We start from the raw sequence: 22523 nt of genomic DNA on the forward strand, positions 1-22523 counted from the left end.
GCCTTTTTTATAAGATTAGCGTAAAAAATAACGATAAGATTTGCTTTCTGTTACATCTTCAAAAACATAATTGAGTTGAGCAAGTGCCTGTTCAAATTCTGGCTGTTCGCATTCTTCAATTTGGAAACCTGCAAGGATATTTCCATAGTCCGCGCCGTGGGCACGATAGTGGAATAATGAAATATTCCAACGATTTTGTAACGTTTCCAAGAATTTCAATAACGCGCCTTTTTGCTCTGGGAATTCGAACGTATATAAGCGTTCGTTATCATTGGCTGCTCGCCCTCCCATTAAATAGCGAACATGAGTTTTCGCAATATCATCATCAGACATATCCTCAACATCAAAACTATTTTTTGTGAGGTCTGCAATAATATCTGCTTTTTCTTGCTCATTTGTCGTTCTTACCCCAACAAACACACAAGCACGTTTATCATCTGCATAACGATAACTGAATTCAGTTACAGCTCGGTTACCTAATACATAAGCAAATTTTAAGAAACTACCAGGTTGTTCAGGCATGGTCACAGCTAATAAAGCTTCTCTGTTTTCACCAATTTCACAACGTTCAGATACATAACGTAATGTGTGGAAATTCAAGTTCGCACCAGACAAAATTGCCGCCATATTTTTACCTTCAATATGGTTTTGTTTTGCATATTTTTTCAAACCAGCTAAACCTAATGCACCTGATGGTTCTGCAACAGCACGAACGTTCTCAAATAAATCTTTCATTGCTGCGCACACTTCGTCACTATCGACCAGTACCATATCATCAAGATATTGCTGACATAGACGGAATGTTTCGTCACCAATACGTTTTACGGCAACGCCATCCGCAAATAATCCAACATGGGTTAAATCTGTTGGCTCGCCTTTATCGAGAGCCGCTTTTAAGCATGCAGAATCCTTTGATTCTACACCGATGATTTTAATTTCTGGCATAAATTGCTTAAGCAAAATTGCCACACCCGCAGCTAAGCCTCCTCCACCGACTTGTACAAACACATAATCCAAATCTGCCACTTGTTGTAGCATTTCCATCGCTAATGTGCCTTGTCCTGCGATCACTAATGGATGATCGAATGGTGGAATAAATGTCATGTTTTTTTCTTTTGAAAGCTCGATAGCTTTTGCTTTGGCTTCATCGAAATTAGCACCATGCAACAACACCTCACCACCAAAACCACGCACGGCATCCACTTTAATGCTTGGCGTGTTTTGTGGCATGACGATCAATGCTTTTAAGCCTAGTTGTTTCGCTGATAATGCCACGCCTTGTGCATGGTTACCCGCAGATGCTGCTATCACGCCCGCTGCTTTTTGTTCTGCTGAAAGGCTAGAAATCATTGCGTAAGCGCCGCGTAGTTTAAAACTATTTACTGGCTGACGGTCTTCACGTTTAATCCAGATATTATTGTGCAGTCGTTCAGAAAGTTTTCCCATTTTTTGTAAAGGGGTCACTTGCGCAGCTTCATATACGCGCGAACCAAGTTTAACAATAGCATTGATATAATCTGATTGAGAAGGTTGAGGATTGGTGAGTAGATTTTTCATAGTGTTTGTTTTGATGATGAAGTGCGGTTAGTTTTTCCTTTGTTTTATCCCCCTCTTATGAAGGAGGGGGAACCGTTAAATTATTTTAATAATGTTTTATCGCGTACCGCACCTTTGTCCGCAGAGGTGGCGAAGTGACCGAATACTTTCAATGCGAAAGATACTTCACGCTCACGGTTAGCTGGCTGCCAACCTTTTTGATCTTGTTCAGTTCTGCGTGCTGCGAGTTCTTCATTACTGATTTCTAAGTTAATTGCACGATTTGGAATATCAATGTTGATAATATCGCCATCACGTACTAAGCCGATTGCACCGCCAGAAGCGGCTTCTGGTGAAGCATGTCCAATAGACAAGCCTGATGTACCACCAGAGAAACGACCATCCGTTAATAAAGCACATTTTTTGCCCAAGCCCATCGATTTTAAGTAACTGGTTGGGTATAACATTTCTTGCATACCAGGTCCGCCTTTAGGGCCTTCGTAACGGATAACAACGACATGACCTTCTTTCACTTTGCCACCTAAAATACCTGCAACCGCATCTTCTTGGCTTTCAAATACGATTGCACGGCCGGTGAATTTCCAAATAGATTCATCTACACCCGCGGTTTTAACGATACATCCGTCTTCAGCGAGATTACCGAATAATACGGCTAAGCCACCTTCTTGTGAAATCGCATTTTCTTTATTGCGAATACAACCATTTACACGATCATTATCGACGGTATCCCAGCGGCAATCTTGTGAGAATGCTTGAGTTGTGCGGATGCCTGCAGGGCCTGCACGGAAGAATTTATGTAATTCTTCATCTTGATTGCGAATAATATCGTATTGGTCTAGTTGTTCTCCCATGCTCATTCCAAGCACGGTGTGCGTATTTTTATGAATTAATCCAGCGCGATCTAATTCACCCAACAATCCCATAATACCACCTGCACGGTGTACGTCTTCCATGTGGTATTTATTGGTGTTTGGCGCAATTTTGCTTAAACAAGGTACTTTGCGCGATAAACGGTCAATATCTTCCATTTTAAAATCTACGCCGGCTTCTTGTGCTGCCGCTAATAAGTGTAAAACAGTATTGCTTGAACCACCCATTGCGATATCGAGGCTCATTGCATTTTCAAAGGCATCAAAGGTACCGATTGAACGAGGCAATACGCTTGCATCATCTTGTTCGTAATAACGTTTGCAAAGCTCAACAATTTGACGACCAGCTTTTAAGAATAATTCTTTGCGGTCTGCGTGAGTAGCTAACATAGAACCGTTGCCTGGTAAAGATAAACCTAAGGCTTCGGTTAAGCAGTTCATAGAGTTTGCGGTAAACATTCCTGAGCAAGAACCACAAGTTGGGCAAGCGCTACGTTCAATGGCATCAATACGTTCATCTGACACATTCGGATCGGCTGCTTCAATCATCGCATCCACTAAATCTAAGCGGATTAATTGATCAGAAAGTTTTGTTTTGCCTGCTTCCATTGGACCGCCTGAAACGAAGATAGTTGGAATATTTAAGCGCATTGCCGCCATTAACATTCCTGGAGTGATTTTGTCGCAGTTGGAAATACACACCATCGCATCAGCACAGTGTGCATTGACCATATATTCCACGCTGTCTGCGATTAAATCACGGCTTGGCAAAGAATAAAGCATTCCACCGTGTCCCATTGCGATACCATCATCCACCGCAATAGTGTTAAATTCTTTTGCTACGCCGCCTGCTTTTTCAATTTCTGCGGCAACAAGCTGCCCCATATCTTTTAAATGCACATGCCCTGGTACGAATTGGGTGAAAGAGTTCACCACCGCAATAATCGGTTTACCAAAGTCATTTTCTTTCATCCCTGTTGCACGCCATAAGGCACGTGCGCCTGCCATATTACGACCTTGTGTACTAGTCGCTGAACGTAGTTTTGGCATAAATAATCTCTCCGAGTAAAATTTTGTTAGAGTAGTGTGCAATGCCTTGCACTTAATTCTTATTTTATTTCGTTTACATCTGGCAATTTCGCCAACTGATTCACTAATAGATCTAAAGTGCGGTCAGATTTTACGGTGATTTTTAACCGCACTTGGGTTTCAATCAGTGTCATTTTCATTGTTGTAACGGTAAATCCGCGGTGACGTGCTACACGCAAAATGCGTTCTAGTACTTCAGGACAATGGCGAGCGACGAGTTCAAGTTTATATTCATTCATTAGTTCATCTCCTCTACCATATCTGCGTTACATGCACCCGGTGGCACAAGTGGCCATACACATTCATCAGGTGGAATACAAACTTGTAATAAATAGGCTGTTTTGCTGTTTAATAATCGGTTGAGTGCTTCATCCACATCATCTGCTGACTCAATACGTTCTGCAGGAATACCGAACGAGTTAGCAAGCATCACAAAATCTGGGTTGTCATCTAAAATAGTTTCACTGCGACGTTTATTCCAGAATAAATCTTGCCATTGACGAACCATACCTAAGCGTTGGTTATCTAATAGCAAAATTTTTACCGGTAAATTGCCGCGTTTGATAGAACCCAATTCTTGGATATTCATCATGAGTGAACCATCACCCGTAACCAAAATGACTTCATCTTGCGGGCGTGCTTTTTTTGCCCCCACTGCGGCGGGTAAGCCAAAACCCATTGTACCGAAACCTGCCGAAGTAATGTAGTTCTCTGGCGCAAAATGCTTCATATGTTGCGCTGACCACATTTGATGCTGACCTACATCGGTACAAATTACCGCATTATTTGGTTTGCGATTAGAGAGGGTGTTGAGCAATGCCCAAGGATCAATCGGGCGGTTGCCTTGATTTTCAACATAAGTGAAATCTAATTTTGCTTTGAAATTTCTGATTTGTTCACGCCAAGGTTCAATATCAAGATCTTGTTTGAGTGCATTAAGTGCTTGGATTAAATCCCCTTGTAATGCAGCATCTGCACGGCGTAATTTATGGATTTCTGCTGCATCAATATCACAATGAATCACTTTTGCATGAGGCGCAAAAGTATCGAGTTTACCTGTTACACGATCGTCAAAACGCGCACCGCAGACGAGCAACAAATCACATTCTTGCACGGCAAAATTAGCAGCTTTTGTACCATGCATACCAATCATTCCCATATACACATCATCATTTGGATCAATTGAACCTAAACCTTTTAAAGTTGAGACTGATGGCATTTGAGTCTGGGTTAAAAATTCGCGTAAGGCAGGAACAGCCTTCGCCATACCAACACCCCCCCCCACATAAAGCACCGGTTTTTTAGCATTTTTTAATAATTCTTTTGCTTCAGCGAGTTTATCTACTGAAAGTGCGGTCGGTTTTTCTAGTGTTTTAACGTAGGCTTTTATATTTACAGGTACTTTACCAACTTGAATATCACGAGGCACATCAATAAGAACTGGGCCGGGGCGTCCGCTTTGGGCAATTTCAAAGGCTTCCGCAAAAACATCGGCTAATTCATCCGCACTTTGAACGATAAAGCTGTGTTTAGTGCAAGCAAGGGAAAGTCCAAGAACATCGGCTTCTTGGAACGCATCCGTGCCGATTAATGGGGAGGAAACTTGACCGGTAATGGCTACAACGGGAATGGAGTCCATCATGGCATCGCCTAATCCAGTAACTAAATTGGTGGCGCCAGGGCCTGATGTTGCAATACAGACGCCTACTTTTCCTGTGGAACGAGCATAACCGATCGCTGCGATGGCAGCCCCTTGTTCATTACGACAAAGTAAGTGATCTAAGCCTGCGTCATAAAGGGCATCGTAGGTTGGCATGATTGCGCCGCCTGGATAGCCGAAAAGAGTCGTAACATGGTGTGATTTCAGGCACTCCATGATGAGTTGTGCACCTGTCATTGTGTTTGTTTCCTGTTGTTTTTATTTTGGGATAAGTTCAGCATTGTAGCGAAATTTCAAGTCATTGGTAGGGTTTGGGACGAAAAAAACGAAAAAAGTGCGGTGAAAATAGGCTTGTTCTGAATGTTTATGTTCTTTTTATTAAAAAATTAGTGAATTTTTACCGCTCTTTGTGCTTATTTATTGACTGATGATTAGATTTCATTATATTGAAACTCTTTTAATTTTTTTACATAGGATAATTTATGGCGCACTCAGCCCAAAAAGCGCAAAAGCGTGAGACTTTTTCTGGTCGTCGTGCATTTATTATGGCAGCGATTGGTTCGGCCGTCGGTCTTGGTAATATTTGGCGTTTCCCTTATACCACTTATGAAAATGGTGGCGGAGCATTTATCATCCCTTACCTTATCGCGTTATTAACTGCAGGGATTCCTCTTTTATTTTTAGATTATGCAATTGGTCACCGCAATCGTGGTGGTGCACCACTTTCTTATCGCCGTGTTAGCCCGCACTTTGAGGTATTTGGTTGGTGGCAAATGATGGTGAATGTCATCATCGGATTATATTACGCTGTGGTATTAGGCTGGGCGGCAATCTACACCTATTTTTCTTTCACTGGTGCATGGGGAGATAAACCAATTGATTTCTTCATCGGTGAATTCTTAAAAATGGGCGACATTAAAAACGGTGTGAGTTTTGAATTTGTCGGTATGGTGACTGGCCCATTAATTGCGATGTGGATTGTTGCATTAGGCGTACTTTCTATGGGTGTTCAAAAAGGGATTGCTAAAGCATCTTCTGTATTAATGCCAGTGCTCGTTGTAATGTTTATGGCCCTTGTGATTTATTCCTTATTCTTACCCGGTGCGGCAAAAGGTTTAGATGCATTATTTACGCCAGATTGGTCGAAACTTTCTAATCCAAGTGTGTGGATTGCAGCCTATGGGCAAATCTTCTTCTCTCTTTCAATCGGCTTTGGGATTATGGTGACTTATGCCTCTTATCTTAAAAAAGAATCCGATTTGACTGGCAGCGGCTTGGTTGTAGGTTTTGCTAACAGTAGCTTTGAAGTGTTAGCGGGTATTGGCGTATTTGCAGCATTAGGCTTTATTGCAACAGCGCAAGGTCAAGAAGTCAGCGAAGTGGCAAAAGGCGGAATTGGTTTAGCATTTTTTGCGTTCCCAATCATCATCAATAAAGCACCATTTGGTGAAGTGCTAGGCGTATTGTTCTTTGGATCATTAACCTTTGCGGCATTAACTTCATTCATCTCTGTAATTGAAGTAATTATCTCTGCAATTCAAGATAAAATTCGTATTAGTCGTGGGAAAGTAACGTTTATCGTGGGCGTACCAATGATGTTCGTTTCTGTCATTTTATTCGGCACGACAACTGGCTTACCAATGTTAGATGTGTTCGATAAATTCGTAAACTATTTCGGTATTGTTGCAGTAGCGTTTGCTTCTTTAATTGCGATTGTGGCAAATGAAAAACTCGGTTTATTGGGTAATCACTTAAATGAAACGTCATCTTTCAAAGTTGGTTTCTTCTGGCGTTTATGCATTGTATTAACGAGTGGTGTTTTAGCATTCATGCTTTTCAGCGAAGGGGCAAAAGTCTTCTCTGAAGGTTACGAGGGTTATCCAAACTGGTTCGTAAACACCTTTGGTTGGGGGATGTCCATTAGCTTGCTTGTCGTGGCATTCTTCCTTTCTCGCTTAAAATGGAAAAGCGAAATTAAGTTAACCGTTGATGAAACTAAAGGAGAATAAAATGAGTACTGGTGCAATTATTATGATGATCGTGTCTCTCGCTTTGGTATGGGGTGGATTGGTTTACGCTCTGATTCGATTACCAAAAGAAGAATAATCATTAATCTGACCGCACTTTAATCTGTCTCCAAAAATTTGGGCTAAATAACCAATTGATTAAGGTGTAGGTTATTAACAAACAGTATTCGATATTATTTAAGGGGCTGAAGCAGATTAACATAATTGCTAATCTACTTCAGCCTATAATATTTTTAATGTTTATGTAATATTAATGCTAATTTTATATAAAAAGCTTTGTAAGCTTATATATAAGATATGGTAGATAAGAATAAAAAAGCGACCTACTTTCACATAAGTCGCTTTGGGGGATAACCTAACTAAGTATGTTTAGGTCTGAAGAAAATCATCGTAAAGATTTGCCAGAAGAAGGCTAGTGCACCGAAGATGAATACTACGTCACCACCTAAACGAACCCAACGTAAGGTATCGAATAATGATTGTTGCATAAATTCTTCACTACGTGCATACCATAAGCCTTCAGAGATACTTGCATATCCTTGGATAACACCGATAGGTAGTAAGCTTGATACTATCATCAGTACTAAACCGCCGTTTAATAACCAGAAGCCCCATTTCATTAACTTATCGTTAAATGGTGTATTTGGACGTAAGTAACGAGCGATTAAGAATACGAAGCCTAATGCTAAGAAGCCATATACGCCGAATAATGCAGCGTGAGCGTGAACGGCAGTCGTGTTCAAGCCTTGAACATAGTAGAGTGAAATCGGTGGGTTGATTAAGAAACCAAATACACCCGCACCTAACATATTCCAGAATGCAACGGCTACGAAGCAGTAAATAGGCCATTTTAAACGATCCATCCAAGGTGCCTTTTGTTTCATTGCCCAGTGTTCCCAGGCTTCGTGACCTAATAACACTAATGGAACCACTTCAAGTGCTGAGAATGATGCACCTACTGCGATAATTGGTGTGGTTGCACCTGCGAAGTATAGGTGGTGGAACGTACCAGGAATACCGCCGATTAAGAATAATGCCGCTTCAGTAATAGTTGCCACAGTCGCAGTACGACGAGAAACTAAACCTAAACTTACGAAGATGAATGAGAGTGCCGCTACAGAGAATACTTCGAAGAAGCCTTCTACCCATAGGTGAACTACCCACCAGCGCCAGTATTCCATTACAGAAATGTGAGTGTGCTCGCCGTAGAATAATGCTGGACCATAGAATAGACCGATCGCAATCACAGAAGCGAAGAACAAGGCTAATAAGTTTTTGTCTCCTGGTTGTTTAAATGCGTTTACTGTACCTCGAAGCATTAATACTAACCAGAATAAGATGCCTGCGAATTTTACCGCTTGCCAGAAACGACCTAAGTCAATGAATTCGTAACCTTGGTGACCGAACATGAAGCTCCATTCTTCAGGAAGAATATGAGCAATCGCTAAGTAGCTACCAGTGAATGAACCTATTACTAATACTACTAATGCCCAGTATAGAATATCTACGCCTAATTTCTGGAATTTTGGATCTTTACCGCCATTAATGATTGGTGCAAGGAATAAACCACCAGCAAGGAAGGCCATCGCAATCCAGAATAAGGCTGATTGAATATGCCAAGTACGTATTAATGAATAAGGAAAATATTGCGAAATATTAATACCATAGAATTCTTGACCTTCAACGGTATAGTGAGCAACAATCGCACCTAAGTTTACTTGCAGTAAGAATAATGCAAGCACGGTAAAGAGATATTTGCCTAATGCGCGTTGAGAGGGGGTAAGTTGTAACTTTGTAAGTGGATCGAACTCAGGTGTTGGTGGTTCTTTTTCATCTTCACGTTTTTTGAATGACCAAATCCATACGACAAAACCAATACCTGCAATTAGGAATACCACGCTCGCAATTGACCAAATCACGTTTTCTGGTGTTGGCACATTATTGATTAATGGTTCATGTGGCCAGTTATTGGTATAGCTTGCATTTGTATTTGGACGTTCAGCTGAAGCAGTCCATGCTGTCCAGAAGAAGAATTTTGTTAAGTCTTTACGCGCTTGTAAGTCAGGAAGGGTATTATCCTTCATGGCGAAGTGTTCACGAGTGACTTTAGTGGCAGGATCATCGCCGTATAAAGAAATGTAGTATTGTGCAGTTTTTTCCATTGCCGCTAAACGGGTATTAGAAAGCACAACGGTGCCGTTTTCAACTTTGCTGCTACGGTATTCTTTAGTTAAACGTGCTTTTAATAAAGCTTGTTGTTCTTCATTAAGATCCGCAAAGTTTTTACCAAATTCTTTATTTGCGGTGATATCTAACCAGTTGGTTAATTCACGATGTAACCAATCTGCAGTCCAGTCAGGCGCTTGGTATGCACCATGCCCCCAAACAGAACCCACTTGCATACCACCAGTGGTTTGCCAAGCAGTTTGACCATGTAAAATTTCATCGTGAGTAATCACTTTTTCGCCCGATTCAGAAACATATTGTTGCGGAATTGGTGGTGCTTCACGATAAACTTCAAACCCATAGTAACCGAGAATGGAGAATGCTCCAATCAATACGGCGACTAATAGGTACCAGAACTTTTTATACTGTCCCATTTTATCACTCCTAGGTTATTGAAAAATTAACTTCCTATTTAAAATCATAGGTAAATATTTTACATAAAGTAAAATACCTGACTAATTATATCGGGTATTTTGGCATCAGAATAATACCTCAAATAAAGTAATTGACTAAAATAGTAGGTTATTTTGATTGAGATCATCAAAAAAGCACAGTTAAAAAATGTTTTAACAGTTCTTCAATTCCCAAAAGTATTGCCTTTCTACTAGAAGTAGTAGTTAATTTAAGTATGTAAGAAAAGGTTTAAAAATTTGAGTTTGGTGTAAGATATCAATGTTTAAGTTAATTTATGTACAGTCTAAATTTATAATAGTGGATTTACTTTGACTAAGTGCAGTTATTTTTTATACCCATGGAGTTAGAATGAAAAAATATTTCTTGTCGTTATTTGTCTTACCTATTTTTTGTTTTGCTCAAGAAGAACCCATAAATCCCGCATTGCTTGGATTGGGTCAGGCTTTCTTTTTTGATAAATCACTTTCTCACAATAAAACACAGAGTTGTTCTACTTGCCATATGCCTGCAGCCGCTTTTGCGGATTTACGTGAAAATGATATAGATAAAATGGTTTCGCAAGGCGATGATCCGACAAAGTTTGGTAATCGCAACACGCCAACGGCCATTTATGCAAAATATTCCCCTGATTTTCATTTTGATGAAAAAATTAAGGATTATGTTGGCGGTCAATTTTGGGATGGTCGAGCAAAACATTTAGCTGAACAGGCGGGGGGACCTCCAATCAATCCTGTTGAAATGGGCATGAAAGATAAAGCCAGCGTGGTAAAACGTATTGCCGAAAATCAGGCAGTGAAAGATTACATTACCAAGCATTGGGGCGCAGAAATTTGGCAAGATGATGAGAAAATTTACGCCATTATGGAACAAGCACTTGCTGCATTTCAGCAATTAGATTTGTTTGCTCAATTCAGTTCTAAATATGACCGCACCTTGGCAGGGCAAGATAAATTTACTGAGCAAGAAGCATTAGGCAAGACGTTATTTTTTGATAAAGAAAAAACAACTTGCAGTAATTGTCATCAGCTGAATGATAAAGATCATCGTGAAGAAACTTTTACAAATTATCGTTATTTCAATCTCGGCGTACCGAAAAATGAGGCATTGATTGCTCACAATAAATTAAGCGAAGATTGGGTGGATAATGGATTGTTAGATAATCCAATGGTGAAAGGTGATATCGCTCAAAAAGGCAAATTTAAAGTGCCGACATTGCGTAATGTCGCCGTTACCGCACCTTATATGCATAACGGTGTATTTAAAGAATTGCGTACTGTATTGTTATTTTTGGATAGCCATAACAACCCTGAGCGTAAGATAAATCCTGAAACGGGTAAACCTTGGTCGGCAGCAGAATATGCGCCAACGATAAGCCATAGCGATCTTAAAGGTAAGCCGCTTACTGATGCAGAAATTGATGCATTGGAAGCGTTTTTGAAAACGTTGACTGATGCAGCCTATGATAAGGGCGGTAAGTAAGATAATTTCACCGCACTTAAAGCTAAAATTTAATTCACATTTCTATGTTACAATTTAGAACATCATTTTCAGAGGGATATATGTCAGAGAATTTATGGCTTTTTAGCTTGTTAGTAATCGTTGTTCTATTGATTTTATTACTTATTCTACGCCAGCAAAAATATACACATCTTCATCAAGAATTATCGAAAACGACTCAAGATTACAATCAGCTTGCCAGTAAATTTGATGAACTTAGCAGCATCAAAAATCAGCTAGAGCAGCAAACCATCAAAGCTCAAACAGAAAGCCAAGGCTTGTTAGTTCGACTCAATGAACGTGATGAAAAAATTCATTATCTCACTCAAGAATTGGATGAAGAACAATCTCGCCATTCCGCCATCGCGGAGCAAATTACTGCATTAAAAGAACGCTCCGGGATCGCTTCTGCGCAAGCTGAAAGTTTGAATGCCCAGTTGCAACATAGCCAAAGCCAGTTATCTCGTAAAGAACAGGAACAACAACATTTAACCGAAAAATTGACCACACTTTCTCAAGAATTAACAGGGTTAAAAACAACTTTAGCAGAGAAAGAAAAACATTTTTCAGAGCAACAACAAAACTTTGAACAATCGAAACAGCAGTTGGGCGTGGAATTTCAAAATCTAGCTAATCGGATTTTAGATGAAAAAAGTCGATCATTTAGTCAATCAAACCAAATTGCCTTGGAAACGTTGCTCAAGCCTTTCCGTGAGCAAATTGAAGGTTTCCAAAAACGTGTCAATGAAATTCACTCCGAATCCGTGAAAGGTAATGCAGGCTTGGAAGCGGAAATCAAAAAAGTGCTGGAAATTGGTCTGAATATGTCGCAAGAGGCGAGTAATTTAACTTCTGCGCTGAAAGGCGAAAAGAAAACGTTAGGTAACTGGGGCGAAGTGCAATTAGAACGAGCTTTGCAACTGGCAGGACTTGAAGAAAATGTGCATTACCGCGCTCAAGCGCATTTTAAAGATGAGCAAGGTGGACGCAATTATCCAGATTTTGTGTTAAATCTACCTGATGAAAAGCACTTAATTATCGACAGCAAAATGTCGCTGGTGGCTTACGAAAGTGCGGTAAATTCTGAGGATGATTTTGAACGTGACCGTTTACTAAAAGAACATATTTCTGCATTGAAAACCCATATTAATGATCTGCATAAAAAAGATTACAGCAATCTTATTGGCATGCGTAGCCCGAATTTTGTTCTCATGTTTATTGCGGTGGAACCCGCGTATATTGAGGCTTTAAAATCTGATCCTGCTTTATTTAATTACGGTTATGAACGTAATGTAATTATGGTCTCTCACACCACCTTAATGCCGATTTTACGCACCGTAGCAAACCTCTGGCGCATCGAACGCGGTAATGCAGAGGCAAAAGAAATCGCTGAAAAAGCGGGTGAAATTTATAACCAAATTTGCTTAGTCGCAGAACGTTTAAGTAAGCTCGGTAATACGCTTTCCACCGTCAGCAATCAATACAACAGCACAGTAACCGCACTTGTTGGCCAACAAGGTTTAGTTGGCAAAGTCGAACGATTTAAAACCCTTTCCGCAAAAGCGAATAAAACGATGCCAGAAGTGGAGTTATTGAATAATCAACTGGATTTGGCTAGGTTGACGACATTAGAGCCGAGAAATGAATAAAAAATAGGATTAGCTCGCGATTTGATATAATAGTCTTTTATTCCTAAATGTATAAATAAAATAAGAATAACTCGATTTCTTTATTGCTATTTTCAAAAAAACTGCTATTTTCTTGCGGTTTTTTTGTTTATTTAACCCACTATTTAATTTAGGAATAAAATCTAATGGAAGAAAACAAACCTGTTGATCCTTATGCGAAATATAACGAACAATCGAATATTATCGCGAAAATAATTTTTGCTAGTCGCTGGTTGCAAGTGCCGATTTATTTGGGTTTGATTGTCACCCTTGCGATCTACTCTTATAAGTTTATTAAAGGCTTATGGGCATTGGTGATTAATGTCAATGAGATGGATTCCAACACGATTATGTTGGGTGTGTTGAATTTGATTGATGTCGTGATGATCGCAAACTTACTTGTGATGGTGACTATCGGTGGCTATGAAATTTTCGTATCCAAATTGCGTACGCGTAATCACCCCGATCAGCCTGAATGGATGAGCCATGTCAATGCAACTGTATTGAAGGTTAAACTTTCTATGTCTATTATCGGCATTTCATCTATCCATATGTTGCAAACCTTTGTGAACGCAAGCAATACACCAGAAAAAACCAATGATGTGGCAGTTATTATTGCATTTAGGCTTTTTAGTGTCTGCAATTGCTTTGGCTTATACGGACAAAATTTTGTATAGCACAAGCCATAAAACGCATTAAAAATTTACCGCACTTTAACGCCATAATTAAATATAAAACGCCGTTCATTATTGAACGGCGTTTTGCTTTATGTAGATCAAGAAGTGCGGTAGGTTTTTTCCTCGTTTTTTAACCCACAACAAATGGCAAGTAACCCGCACGAATCGCAAATGGAATAGATGTAATGATTACGCCTAATACCAATACGATAATTAAAGTCAGATTTCCTCCCCATACTTTGTATGGCAAATTAGCGTGGGTATGACGAGCTTTCCAAATGAGGCTAACTGGCAATACTACGGCATAGAATGCAAACATTTGACCCGCGTAGCCTAACGCTAAAATAAAACCTTCAGGATAGAAAAGCGCAAAGACGAGTGGTGGAATGAACGTCATTAAGCCAAGTGAGATACGCCCTGCAGAAATATTAAAAGATCGTTTTAATAAATCTTCGATACATTCCAACAATCCAAGCCCTACGCCCAAGAAAGAAGTAACCAGCGCCAAAGTTGAGAATAATTTTACCGCACCTGCGATCATGTTACTGCCAGTGATAGCAAGCGTTGCTTTTACTAAGCCATTTAAGGTGGCATCTTCTTTTAAAATTTGTAAGAACTCATTTTGTGTGAGCAAGCCGTGCGTCGACATTTGCCACAAAATATAAGCGCAAAGGGTAATTGCTGAACCGACCAAAATAGAAATACGTAATGCTTTTACGTTACCGTCTAAGTATTTATTTAAACTTGGAATCGAGCCGTGGAAACCAAACGCCGTGAAAAATACAGGGCTTGCAGAGATAATTAAAGCGTTATCAATTGGCGTCGCCATTAAATTATCAAATTTGATTTCTGGCAACATTAAGCTTAACACCACGGCAAAGGCCGCAAGCATAACGAAAAATAACACGCGATTAATTTTATCTACGCTATGTGTGCCGATGACAATAAATGAACCGAAAATCACGGTAAATAATAAGATGCTAACTTTATCGCCAAAACTTTCTGGTAATAAATCTTTTAGTAGTGAACCGCCACCGCTGATATAAGCGGCAATTAATGCGTATAAGAAAATAATTAGCACAGCCGTGGCAACAATGCGTCCTGTTTTACCAAAATATTGTTCCGCGAGTGTACCGATACCAGCATCACTTTCCGCAGTTTGATAGAGCTCAACGAATAAAAGTGCGCTAAAAGTTAATAATGCCCAAAGCCCTAATAATAAGACTAAAGTAAAGCCGAATCCGATGCCGGCGGAAGTGAGTGGCATAGCCAACATTCCCGCTCCAATCATCGTACCGGCAACGAGAAGTGTGCTGCCTACAGTTTTGTTCATGTTTGCTCCTTATTGTGTAATAATAAATTTACGGAAATTGTATTTTAAAATTTACAGTATGTAAACAACAGAATACAAAATATCTTTATTATTTACCGCACTTTTCTTTTCCCTTTCTACGTTCATCTCGTTACAATACTTGGCGAATCAACTAAGACAAAACTAAAAACAGGAGAGCTTATGATTTACAGTATGACCGCCTTTGCACGCCTTGAAGTGAAAAAAGATTGGGGCGATGCAGTATGGGAAATTCGTTCCGTCAATCAACGTTATTTAGAAAACTTTTTCCGTTTGCCAGAGCAATTTCGCGGATTAGAAAACACGTTGCGTGAGAAACTTCGTCAAAGTCTTACTCGCGGTAAAATTGAATGTTCTTTGCGCATTGAAACGAAAAAACAAACAAATGCCGAATTGAATTTAAATAAAGAGCTTGCGAATCAAGTGATTCAGTCTTTGCAATGGATTAAAGCTCAGGCTGGAGAAGGTGAAATTAATTTGACAGACGTGTTGCGTTATCCAGGTGTGGTGGAAGCACAAGAGCAAGACTTAGATGCGATTAGTCAAGATTTGTTGACAGCCTTTGATGATTTACTGACAGATTTTATTGCAATGCGTGGTCGTGAAGGGGAAAAACTGAACGATATTATTCAACAACGCTTAGATGCGATTGCCGTGGAAGCTGATAAAGTGCGGTCACAAATGCCAGCAGTTTTACAATGGCAACGTGAGCGTTTATTGCAACGTTTTGAAGATGCTCAAATTAATCTTGATCCGCAACGTGTGGAACAAGAAATGATTTTATTGGCTCAACGCGTTGATGTGGCAGAAGAGCTCGATCGTTTACAAATGCACGTGAAAGAAACCACGAATATTTTGAAAAAAGGCGGTGCAGTTGGTCGTAAATTAGATTTTATGATGCAAGAATTGAATCGTGAATCGAATACGCTTGCGTCTAAATCCATTAATGCGGATATCACGGCTTCTGCGGTTGAGCTAAAAGTGCTTATTGAACAAATGCGTGAGCAAATTCAGAATTTAGAATAGGAAAGCAGAATGTCTCAATTTATTTCTCTTACTCAATATCAACTGATTGAGGCACATGGTGCGGATGCAGAAAAATATTTGCAAGGGCAGTTAACCACGGATGTTGTTCGATTAGCAAGTGGCGCAACAACACTTACAGCTCACTGCGATCCAAAAGGTAAAATGAATGCAATTTACCGTTTGTTTAAAGTAAGTAGCGAACAATTCTTTTTGCTGATTAAGAAAGATATATTGCCAAGTGGGCTAGATGCCTTGAAAAAATATGCGGTATTTTCCAAAGTTAGTTTTGATTTACGTGATTGGCAAATCATCGGCTTAATAGGTGAAAAATGTGGAAAAATTACACCGCACTTTTCATGGGAAATCGATGGACTGCGTTCAATTTTATTGAATGAAACTGAATTACCTGTGAATTTTAATGGCGATGCAAGAATTTGGGATGTAGCCGATATTCAAGCTGGATTGCCAAATTTAAGCCCGAAAACGCAAAATGAATTTATCCCACAAGCGCTAAATTTACAGGTTATTGAGCAAGCCATTTCTTTTACCAAAGGTTGCTATATTGGGCAAGAAACGGTAGCTCGTGCGAAATATCGTGGTGCGAATAAACGCGCAATGTTTGTCTTTAAAGCACAAACCCGGCTGGAAGTAGAAATTGGCAGTGAAATCGAAATGCAGATTGAATCTAATTGGCGAAAAACAGGCACGATTACAAGTGCGGTCAATTTAGACGGTGTTTTATGGTTGCAAGTTGTGATGAATAATGACATTGATTCGGCACAAGTATTTAGATTGCCGAATAGTGAAATACTGTTAGAGCGAGTGCAATTACCTTATTCGATTACTGAATAATAACAATCCGCAGGTTTTACCTGTGGATTGTTATTTCTTACGTTTCGCTCTTGGATGAGCCTGATCGTACACTTCCGCCAGATGTTGAAAATTTAAGTGAGTATAAATTTGTGTGGTGGAAAGGTTGCTATGTCCAAGCAATTCTTGCACGGCACGTAAATCAGAACTGGCTTCCAACATATGCGTCGCAAAAGAATGGCGCAATTTATGCGGATTAAGATGGCTATTTAATCCTTGACGAATGCCCCAAGTTTCCAAACGTTTTTGAATAGCTCGATGAGAAATACGATTTCCAAGCTGGCTAACAAATAACGCCTCATCTTTTGGGTTAAATAATGCCCGCACTTTTAACCATTCCTGAATGGCATGCGAAGCATAACGCCCAAACGGCACTACACGCTCTTTGTTGCCTTTCCCGATAACACGCACTTCCCGAACACGGGTATTAATGCTATTTAAATCTAAGCCTTGTAATTCCGATAAACGTAAACCCGAACTATACATTAATTCCAAAATCGCACGATCACGAATATCAATCGGCTCTTTGCTATCGTTTGCAAGTAACTGTTGAACTTGCTCGCCATCCATATTTTTCGGTAAATGCTTTCCTTGTTTCGGTGCGGAAATGCCAGTGGCAGGATTCACTTTCAATTCGCCTTGTTGCACCAAAAAACTGAGAAAACGACGCAATGCGGATAAACGCAAAGCCAAGCTTTTTTCTTTTAAGCCTTGTTTTTTACTTTCTGCCAAAATAAAGCGCACCATGCTGGGTGTTACTTGTGTCCAAGCATGAATATCTTGTTGCGCTAAAATTTTGATGGTGGCATCAAGTTGATGTTGATAATTGGTGAGAGTGTGAGGGCTCATTTGGCGTTCAATCCGCAAATAATCCCAATAACGATTTAACGCTGTTAGCATTACAAACTCAATTCAAATAAACGTTCTTTCGGGTTCAATTTAAACCCTTCCGATTCCAACATTGAGTATTGATTTTGCGCTAATTCCGCTACTAAACGATTGGATTGCGTGAAATGCACAAAGTCTTTTGATTTAGAAATCAACGCCGCATAAATCTCCGTTTGTTGCGCATGTTCCAACACAAAAATATCGGTGATTTGCCAATAGCGTTGTAATTGTAAGGAAGAAAGGCGAGGGAAAAGCTGCACAAAGCCAATAGCCTTTTCATTTTCGTCCACCGCAATAAAAAACAGGCTTTCATTAAAACGCATGCGATTAGTTAAAAAAGCCAAGGTGCGTTCTGGATTCTCTGCTTGTCCATAGGCTTGGCGATAGGCTTCAAAAAGAGGAAGAAGCACGTCAATATTCCATTGTTCAGCTTTGAAAAGTTTCATAATTGGTTATTTTTTATTGGTTCCATACAGGTAATTGTAGCTTTTTAACTCAAGATAATCATCTTTCTATGAGAATTTTTTTAATTTTATGATCTTCTGCAAAGAATCGTAGCGAAATTTTGGTATAGTAAGCGAGTTAATTTTATCAACTATGGAGAAACAAAAATGGCACGTCGTCCTTTAGTTATGGGTAACTGGAAATTAAACGGTAGCAAAGCGTTCACCAAAGAATTAATCGAGGGATTAAAAGCAGAATTACATGATGTAACAGGTTGTGATGTAGCAATTGCTCCCCCCGTTATGTATTTAGGTACGGCTGAAGCAGCACTTTCTGGTTGTGGTTGCAGCTGTGGCGGTAAAAGTGTGGTTCAATTAGGTGCACAAAACGTAGATATCAATGTGAAAGGTGCATTTACTGGTGATATTTCTAGCGAAATGTTAAAAGATTTTGGTGCAAAATACATCATTATTGGCCACTCTGAACGCCGCACTTACCATAAAGAAAGCGACGAATTTATCGCGAAAAAATTCGCCGCACTTAAAGAAGCAGGCTTAGTGCCAGTATTATGTATCGGTGAAACTGAAGCTGAAAACGAAGCAGGCAAAACAGAGGAAGTGTGTGCGCGTCAAATTGATGCGGTGATCAACGCATTAGGTGTTGAAGCATTAAACGGTGCAGTGATCGCATACGAACCAATCTGGGCGATCGGTACTGGTAAATCTGCGACTCCAGCACAAGCCCAAGCTGTTCACTCATTTATCCGCGGTCACATCGCTGCAAAATCACAAGCCGTGGCAGACCAAGTGATTATCCAATACGGCGGTTCTGTAAATGATGCAAATGCAGCTGAATTATTTACTCAGCCAGACATCGACGGCGCATTAGTAGGTGGCGCATCATTAAAAGCCCCAGCATTTGCTGTAATTGTAAAAGCAGCGGCAGCAGCAAAAAATTAATTTTCAGTTAATTAAAAGTGCGGTAAAAATCAGCCGCGCCTAAAAACCTAGATTATTTACTTAAGGACTGACGAGCATATTGTATTAGACTCAGTCCTTTTAATTTCAGTTGAATTCATCGACAATTCCCCCACCAAATAATCCCTTACTATATCAACTATCTTCTCTCTACGGTTAAATAGCCAGCCATAAAACACCCTGTTTTAATCGTTCAAAGAAACTTTCCATTGCTTCATTAGCGAATATTTTTATAGCTACACTATCTGACTATAATAAAATCTGCACCTCAATTATTGGTAATTTAGTCCAACTTTTGAGGTGCAGATTATTTTCTCCACACTTTTATGCTTTTAGATACAATTAGAATTCAAACTGAACTGACATTCTATAGTTTCTACCTGGAGCATAGAAACGGTTTATACCTAAGCCTGTTGATTGTTCTATAACATTACTTGTTCCAAATGAACGAATTGAACGAGCAGACTCCCAGGTGATGTATTTACGATTTGTAAGATTGTATACACCAGCTCTTATGGTTAAGTTTTTAATTGGTTGAACATATCCAATAAAATCAAGGATTGTATAAGATTTACTACGCCATTTTATGGTCGTATCATTTTCACCACGTTCTTTAGCATAGATATTATAAGTATCTTGTGGATTTTTACTTGCTACATGTGTCGTATAAAAATCGAAACCAAATTTATGATCTGGATGATCATATCCTAGTCCATACACCATCGTTTTAGGCTGAATTGCATTCATAGGAATATTGCCATTCATTCTTCCTTTTTGATAGGTGTATTTATAGCTTAAGTTAAACCCATTCATAAATTTTGCCATCTTACCAAGGAATAGTTTTGAATTAATTTCAATACCTTTTACAGACGCATTATCTCTATTTATATTTTGATAAAGAGAAAATGGTAATGAGCTACCTCCACCAGTGCCTACTGTAAAATCTTTTTCTCCTTTAAATATTAGGTCGATAAAGTTTTTATAGTTAGTTTTAAATATACTTGTAGAGATAAATCCCCAATCATCATGATGTAAAGTTAATGCGATTTCTTTTGTTTTTGCTATTTCTGGTTTTAAATCAGTATTTGGCAAAATAGTAAAATCAGGATGTTTAAAGGTGAAATACATTTCATCTGAAGTTGGTGCTCTAAAACCTTTAGAGTATCTAAGTTGTAAACGAAGATAATTTGTTGGATCTATGGTTGATGTTAAGCTATAAGAATGCGCTTTATATTTTTTCTTTTGATTCGCAATATAATTGATGTTATCAATTGCATTTTGTTTAATTTGCTCTTCTGTTGGATCAGAATAATGACCTGGATTCCACCAAATCTCAGGGCCTTTAGGCAATGGGATATATAATCCTTTTACTATATCGTCTGGTAATTTTGGCGTTGAACCAGCTACGTAATGTGGTTTATAACCAATGTTGTCATAACGATAGCCTAAATCAAATGATAAATAATCATTGATAATGATATTATCAAAGAAATAAGCTGATTTACCTGTCGTTGTTACAGGTAATAAGAATGAATACTCTGGATCAACTCGAGGACAAAGAAAGGCATTCCAGGTAGATGATCCTTCACAGGTTTCTGGAGTTTCTTTTGATGTGTACCAGTCTGTTTTAAGGCCTAGAGTACGTTCAGCCCACCATTTTACATCATGAGCATCATTACCCGCTCTATTTACCATTTGCTTTGTTGTTTTATTATACGAAACACCATATTGGAGATTATGCTCAGTATTAAATTTTGTAAGCGATTTTGTTAGATCCAAGTTAGTTTGCTGGGTATTGGTATCAAGATCTCTTTCCTGCCACAAACGTTCTAAATAGCCTTTACTTGGTACTACAACACTATAACTATAATCCGCTTGAGATGATTTAGCGAAAGTTTTTCCATTCTGTTCAAATTTTTTATCTAACATCAAAGGCATTTTTTGAACAGCTCCAGACCAACCTACAGCTTTCCAATAAGTCATTGGTTTCGTGCAATCATAAAGAGAGCAATCAAACCAATATTCATCTCCTCTTTTTAGAGTAAAACCGTTAGTTTTTTCAGAATTATCTATATCAATATAAGTGTCTTTATTTTTTAATTCGATATCAGTTCCATCTCGTCGAGTAATTTTTCCATCTTGAAGCTTTATTCCATGTGGATTGGCTGTTTCAAGACAATTACTACCATCACAGTATTCGTCAGTTCTTGCTCTAGTTTTTATTTTTTGTTTTGAAAAAGTAATTTTTAACGTATCCCAAAATAAGTTGGTTGAAAAATTTTCGTAAGAAAATGAGAAATTACTTCGTTGAGTTTTATCATTTGTATGTCTAGATTCAACTTCAGGGGTTTCATTACCACTACGTTGATATTTTAGTGTATAGGATAAATCTTGCCCACGAGAACGATGTTCATATAAATCAGCTGATGCCGTAAAACGATGGTTTTCAGTAGGATTAAAAGAGAATTTTAATAATGTACTGTCTTGCTCAATTTTGTATGGGTCTGCTTTTTCTCTACGTTTACCTTGGACGAGACTATCCGCATTTTTATAATCATAGTTTTCAAGTTCATGCCCATTTCTTCTTGTTGCAACCACTAACGCATCGAACTTTTTATAACGTCCAGCAAAAGTAAGGGTATTGAATGATTGATTATTTTCCGTAGCGTATCCAGTTTTGTAGCTTACATAGTAGTCCTTGTTAAGGAGATAATCCCTCGCATCTTTTGTTTTATAAATTACAGATCCACCTAAGGAACCACTACCATTCTTAATAGAATCAGCCCCCTTGGTAATATTTACTTCTTTTAAAGTTTCAATTTCTGCACCATTACGAGTGTTATTGAAGTTACCATAACCCTCAAAAAGCTCTTTAAAGCCTTGAGAAGATAATGTTTCAGCTTGCGCTAATCCATCAATATTAATAGAAACTCGATTTTCATCAACGCCACGAATGGTAAAACCACTGTTACCAAAACGTCCAGCTTCAACAACAGTGACACCTGTTTCATATTTAACGATATCTTTGATATTTTGAGCCTGCTGTTTTTCTAAGCTTTTCGCTGTTTTTACAGTTTCGGCAATTTTTGGAGGTGTTTTCGGATCACTATGTTCGGTAGAACCAGATACATTAATTTCCTCAAGCTGTTGTTGAGTTGGTTCATTAGCATAAGCAACACTTGCCGTTAGCCCAAGCATAACGGAATACGCAAGCAGATTTAATCTAAAATTGGTCATTTTTTTCCCTCGTTAAAGATAATATGCAAATTAAATTATGTATTTAA

General features: G+C 38.9%; 16 protein-coding genes and 1 pseudogene. 8 read left to right on the forward strand and 9 right to left on the reverse strand.

Translation table 11 applies throughout. From position 1 onward, the window contains the following. Window positions 1-15 precede the first annotated feature (15 nt). From ilvA to ilvG, 4 genes are all read right to left on the reverse strand, one after another. Window positions 16-1557 (reverse strand): threonine ammonia-lyase, biosynthetic, encoded by a 1542-nt coding sequence (gene ilvA, locus AAX15_RS06310; protein ID WP_046939596.1) that lies wholly within the window; start codon window positions 1555-1557, stop codon window positions 16-18. Window positions 1558-1637: 80 nt separating this feature from the next. After that, a complete protein-coding gene (gene ilvD, locus AAX15_RS06315; RefSeq protein WP_046939597.1) occupies window positions 1638-3476 on the reverse strand; it encodes a dihydroxy-acid dehydratase in 1839 nt (612 codons plus the stop codon). A 59-nt stretch (window positions 3477-3535) separates the two neighbouring features. After that, window positions 3536-3754, reverse strand: coding sequence for an acetolactate synthase 2 small subunit (gene ilvM / locus AAX15_RS06320; RefSeq protein ID WP_046939598.1), 219 nt, complete (start codon window positions 3752-3754; stop codon window positions 3536-3538). Further along, entirely contained in the window at window positions 3754-5412 is a 1659-nt protein-coding gene (gene ilvG, locus AAX15_RS06325) for an acetolactate synthase 2 catalytic subunit (protein ID WP_046939599.1), read from the reverse strand. Before ilvG ends, ilvM begins: the two co-directional genes overlap by 1 nt. A gap of 245 nt (window positions 5413-5657) precedes the next feature. On the opposite strand from ilvG, the gene AAX15_RS06330 reads away from it, so the two are divergent. Together AAX15_RS06330 and AAX15_RS09335 are read left to right on the forward strand one after the other, a co-directional pair. After that, window positions 5658-7184 carry a sodium-dependent transporter gene (locus AAX15_RS06330; protein WP_046939600.1) on the forward strand — a complete coding sequence of 509 codons (1527 nt, stop codon included), beginning with the start codon at window positions 5658-5660 and terminating at the stop codon, window positions 7182-7184. A 1-nt stretch (window position 7185) separates the two neighbouring features. Beyond that, window positions 7186-7281: a methionine/alanine import family NSS transporter small subunit gene (locus AAX15_RS09335; protein ID WP_005629210.1), complete on the forward strand. Its 96-nt coding sequence runs from the start codon at window positions 7186-7188 to the stop codon at window positions 7279-7281. Between the two features lie 280 nt (window positions 7282-7561). Here the strand turns inward: AAX15_RS09335 and AAX15_RS06340 are convergent, their stop codons facing one another. Further along, a complete protein-coding gene (locus AAX15_RS06340; RefSeq protein ID WP_046939601.1) occupies window positions 7562-9802 on the reverse strand; it encodes a nitric-oxide reductase large subunit in 2241 nt (746 codons plus the stop codon). A gap of 388 nt (window positions 9803-10190) precedes the next feature. On the opposite strand from AAX15_RS06340, the gene AAX15_RS06345 reads away from it, so the two are divergent. The 3 genes and pseudogenes from AAX15_RS06345 to AAX15_RS06355 all read left to right on the forward strand — a co-directional run bounded on the left by AAX15_RS06345 (window position 10191) and on the right by AAX15_RS06355 (window position 13705). Then, on the forward strand, window positions 10191-11321 hold the full coding sequence (locus AAX15_RS06345; protein WP_046939602.1) for a cytochrome-c peroxidase: 1131 nt from the start codon (window positions 10191-10193) through the stop codon (window positions 11319-11321). 80 nt (window positions 11322-11401) lie between these two features. Continuing rightward, window positions 11402-12988 carry a DNA recombination protein RmuC gene (locus AAX15_RS06350; RefSeq protein ID WP_046939603.1) on the forward strand — a complete coding sequence of 529 codons (1587 nt, stop codon included), beginning with the start codon at window positions 11402-11404 and terminating at the stop codon, window positions 12986-12988. Window positions 12989-13152: 164 nt separating this feature from the next. Beyond that, a pseudogene (locus AAX15_RS06355) lies at window positions 13153-13705 on the forward strand (TIGR00645 family protein). A gap of 108 nt (window positions 13706-13813) precedes the next feature. Here AAX15_RS06355 and AAX15_RS06360 read toward each other — a convergent pair. After that, window positions 13814-15016, reverse strand: a complete 1203-nt coding sequence (locus AAX15_RS06360) for an aromatic amino acid transporter (protein ID WP_046939604.1) — start codon at window positions 15014-15016, stop codon at window positions 13814-13816. A 180-nt stretch (window positions 15017-15196) separates the two neighbouring features. On the opposite strand from AAX15_RS06360, the gene AAX15_RS06365 reads away from it, so the two are divergent. Beyond that, window positions 15197-16060: a YicC/YloC family endoribonuclease gene (locus AAX15_RS06365; protein WP_046939605.1), complete on the forward strand. Its 864-nt coding sequence runs from the start codon at window positions 15197-15199 to the stop codon at window positions 16058-16060. Window positions 16061-16069: 9 nt separating this feature from the next. Beyond that, a complete protein-coding gene (gene ygfZ, locus AAX15_RS06370; RefSeq protein WP_046939606.1) occupies window positions 16070-16912 on the forward strand; it encodes a CAF17-like 4Fe-4S cluster assembly/insertion protein YgfZ in 843 nt (280 codons plus the stop codon). A gap of 30 nt (window positions 16913-16942) precedes the next feature. Here ygfZ and xerC read toward each other — a convergent pair whose 3' ends face one another. Then, window positions 16943-17830 carry a tyrosine recombinase XerC gene (xerC, locus tag AAX15_RS06375; protein WP_046939607.1) on the reverse strand — a complete coding sequence of 296 codons (888 nt, stop codon included), beginning with the start codon at window positions 17828-17830 and terminating at the stop codon, window positions 16943-16945. Next, window positions 17830-18264: a GNAT family N-acetyltransferase gene (locus AAX15_RS06380; protein WP_046939608.1), complete on the reverse strand. Its 435-nt coding sequence runs from the start codon at window positions 18262-18264 to the stop codon at window positions 17830-17832. Before AAX15_RS06380 ends, xerC begins: the two co-directional genes overlap by 1 nt. Before the next feature lie 165 nt (window positions 18265-18429). Between AAX15_RS06380 and tpiA the strand changes: the two genes are divergently transcribed. Then, window positions 18430-19221, forward strand: a complete 792-nt coding sequence (tpiA, locus tag AAX15_RS06385; protein ID WP_046939609.1) for a triose-phosphate isomerase — start codon at window positions 18430-18432, stop codon at window positions 19219-19221. Between the two features lie 360 nt (window positions 19222-19581). Here tpiA and AAX15_RS06390 read toward each other — a convergent pair whose 3' ends face one another. Further along, the gene (locus AAX15_RS06390) at window positions 19582-22476 is read right to left on the reverse strand and encodes a TonB-dependent hemoglobin/transferrin/lactoferrin family receptor (protein ID WP_046939610.1); all 2895 of its coding nucleotides are present in this window, start codon (window positions 22474-22476) and stop codon (window positions 19582-19584) included. Window positions 22477-22523 lie beyond the last annotated feature (47 nt).

The organism is Haemophilus haemolyticus (assembly GCF_001008275.1).
GTDB classification, from domain to species: domain Bacteria; phylum Pseudomonadota; class Gammaproteobacteria; order Enterobacterales; family Pasteurellaceae; genus Haemophilus; species Haemophilus haemolyticus_P.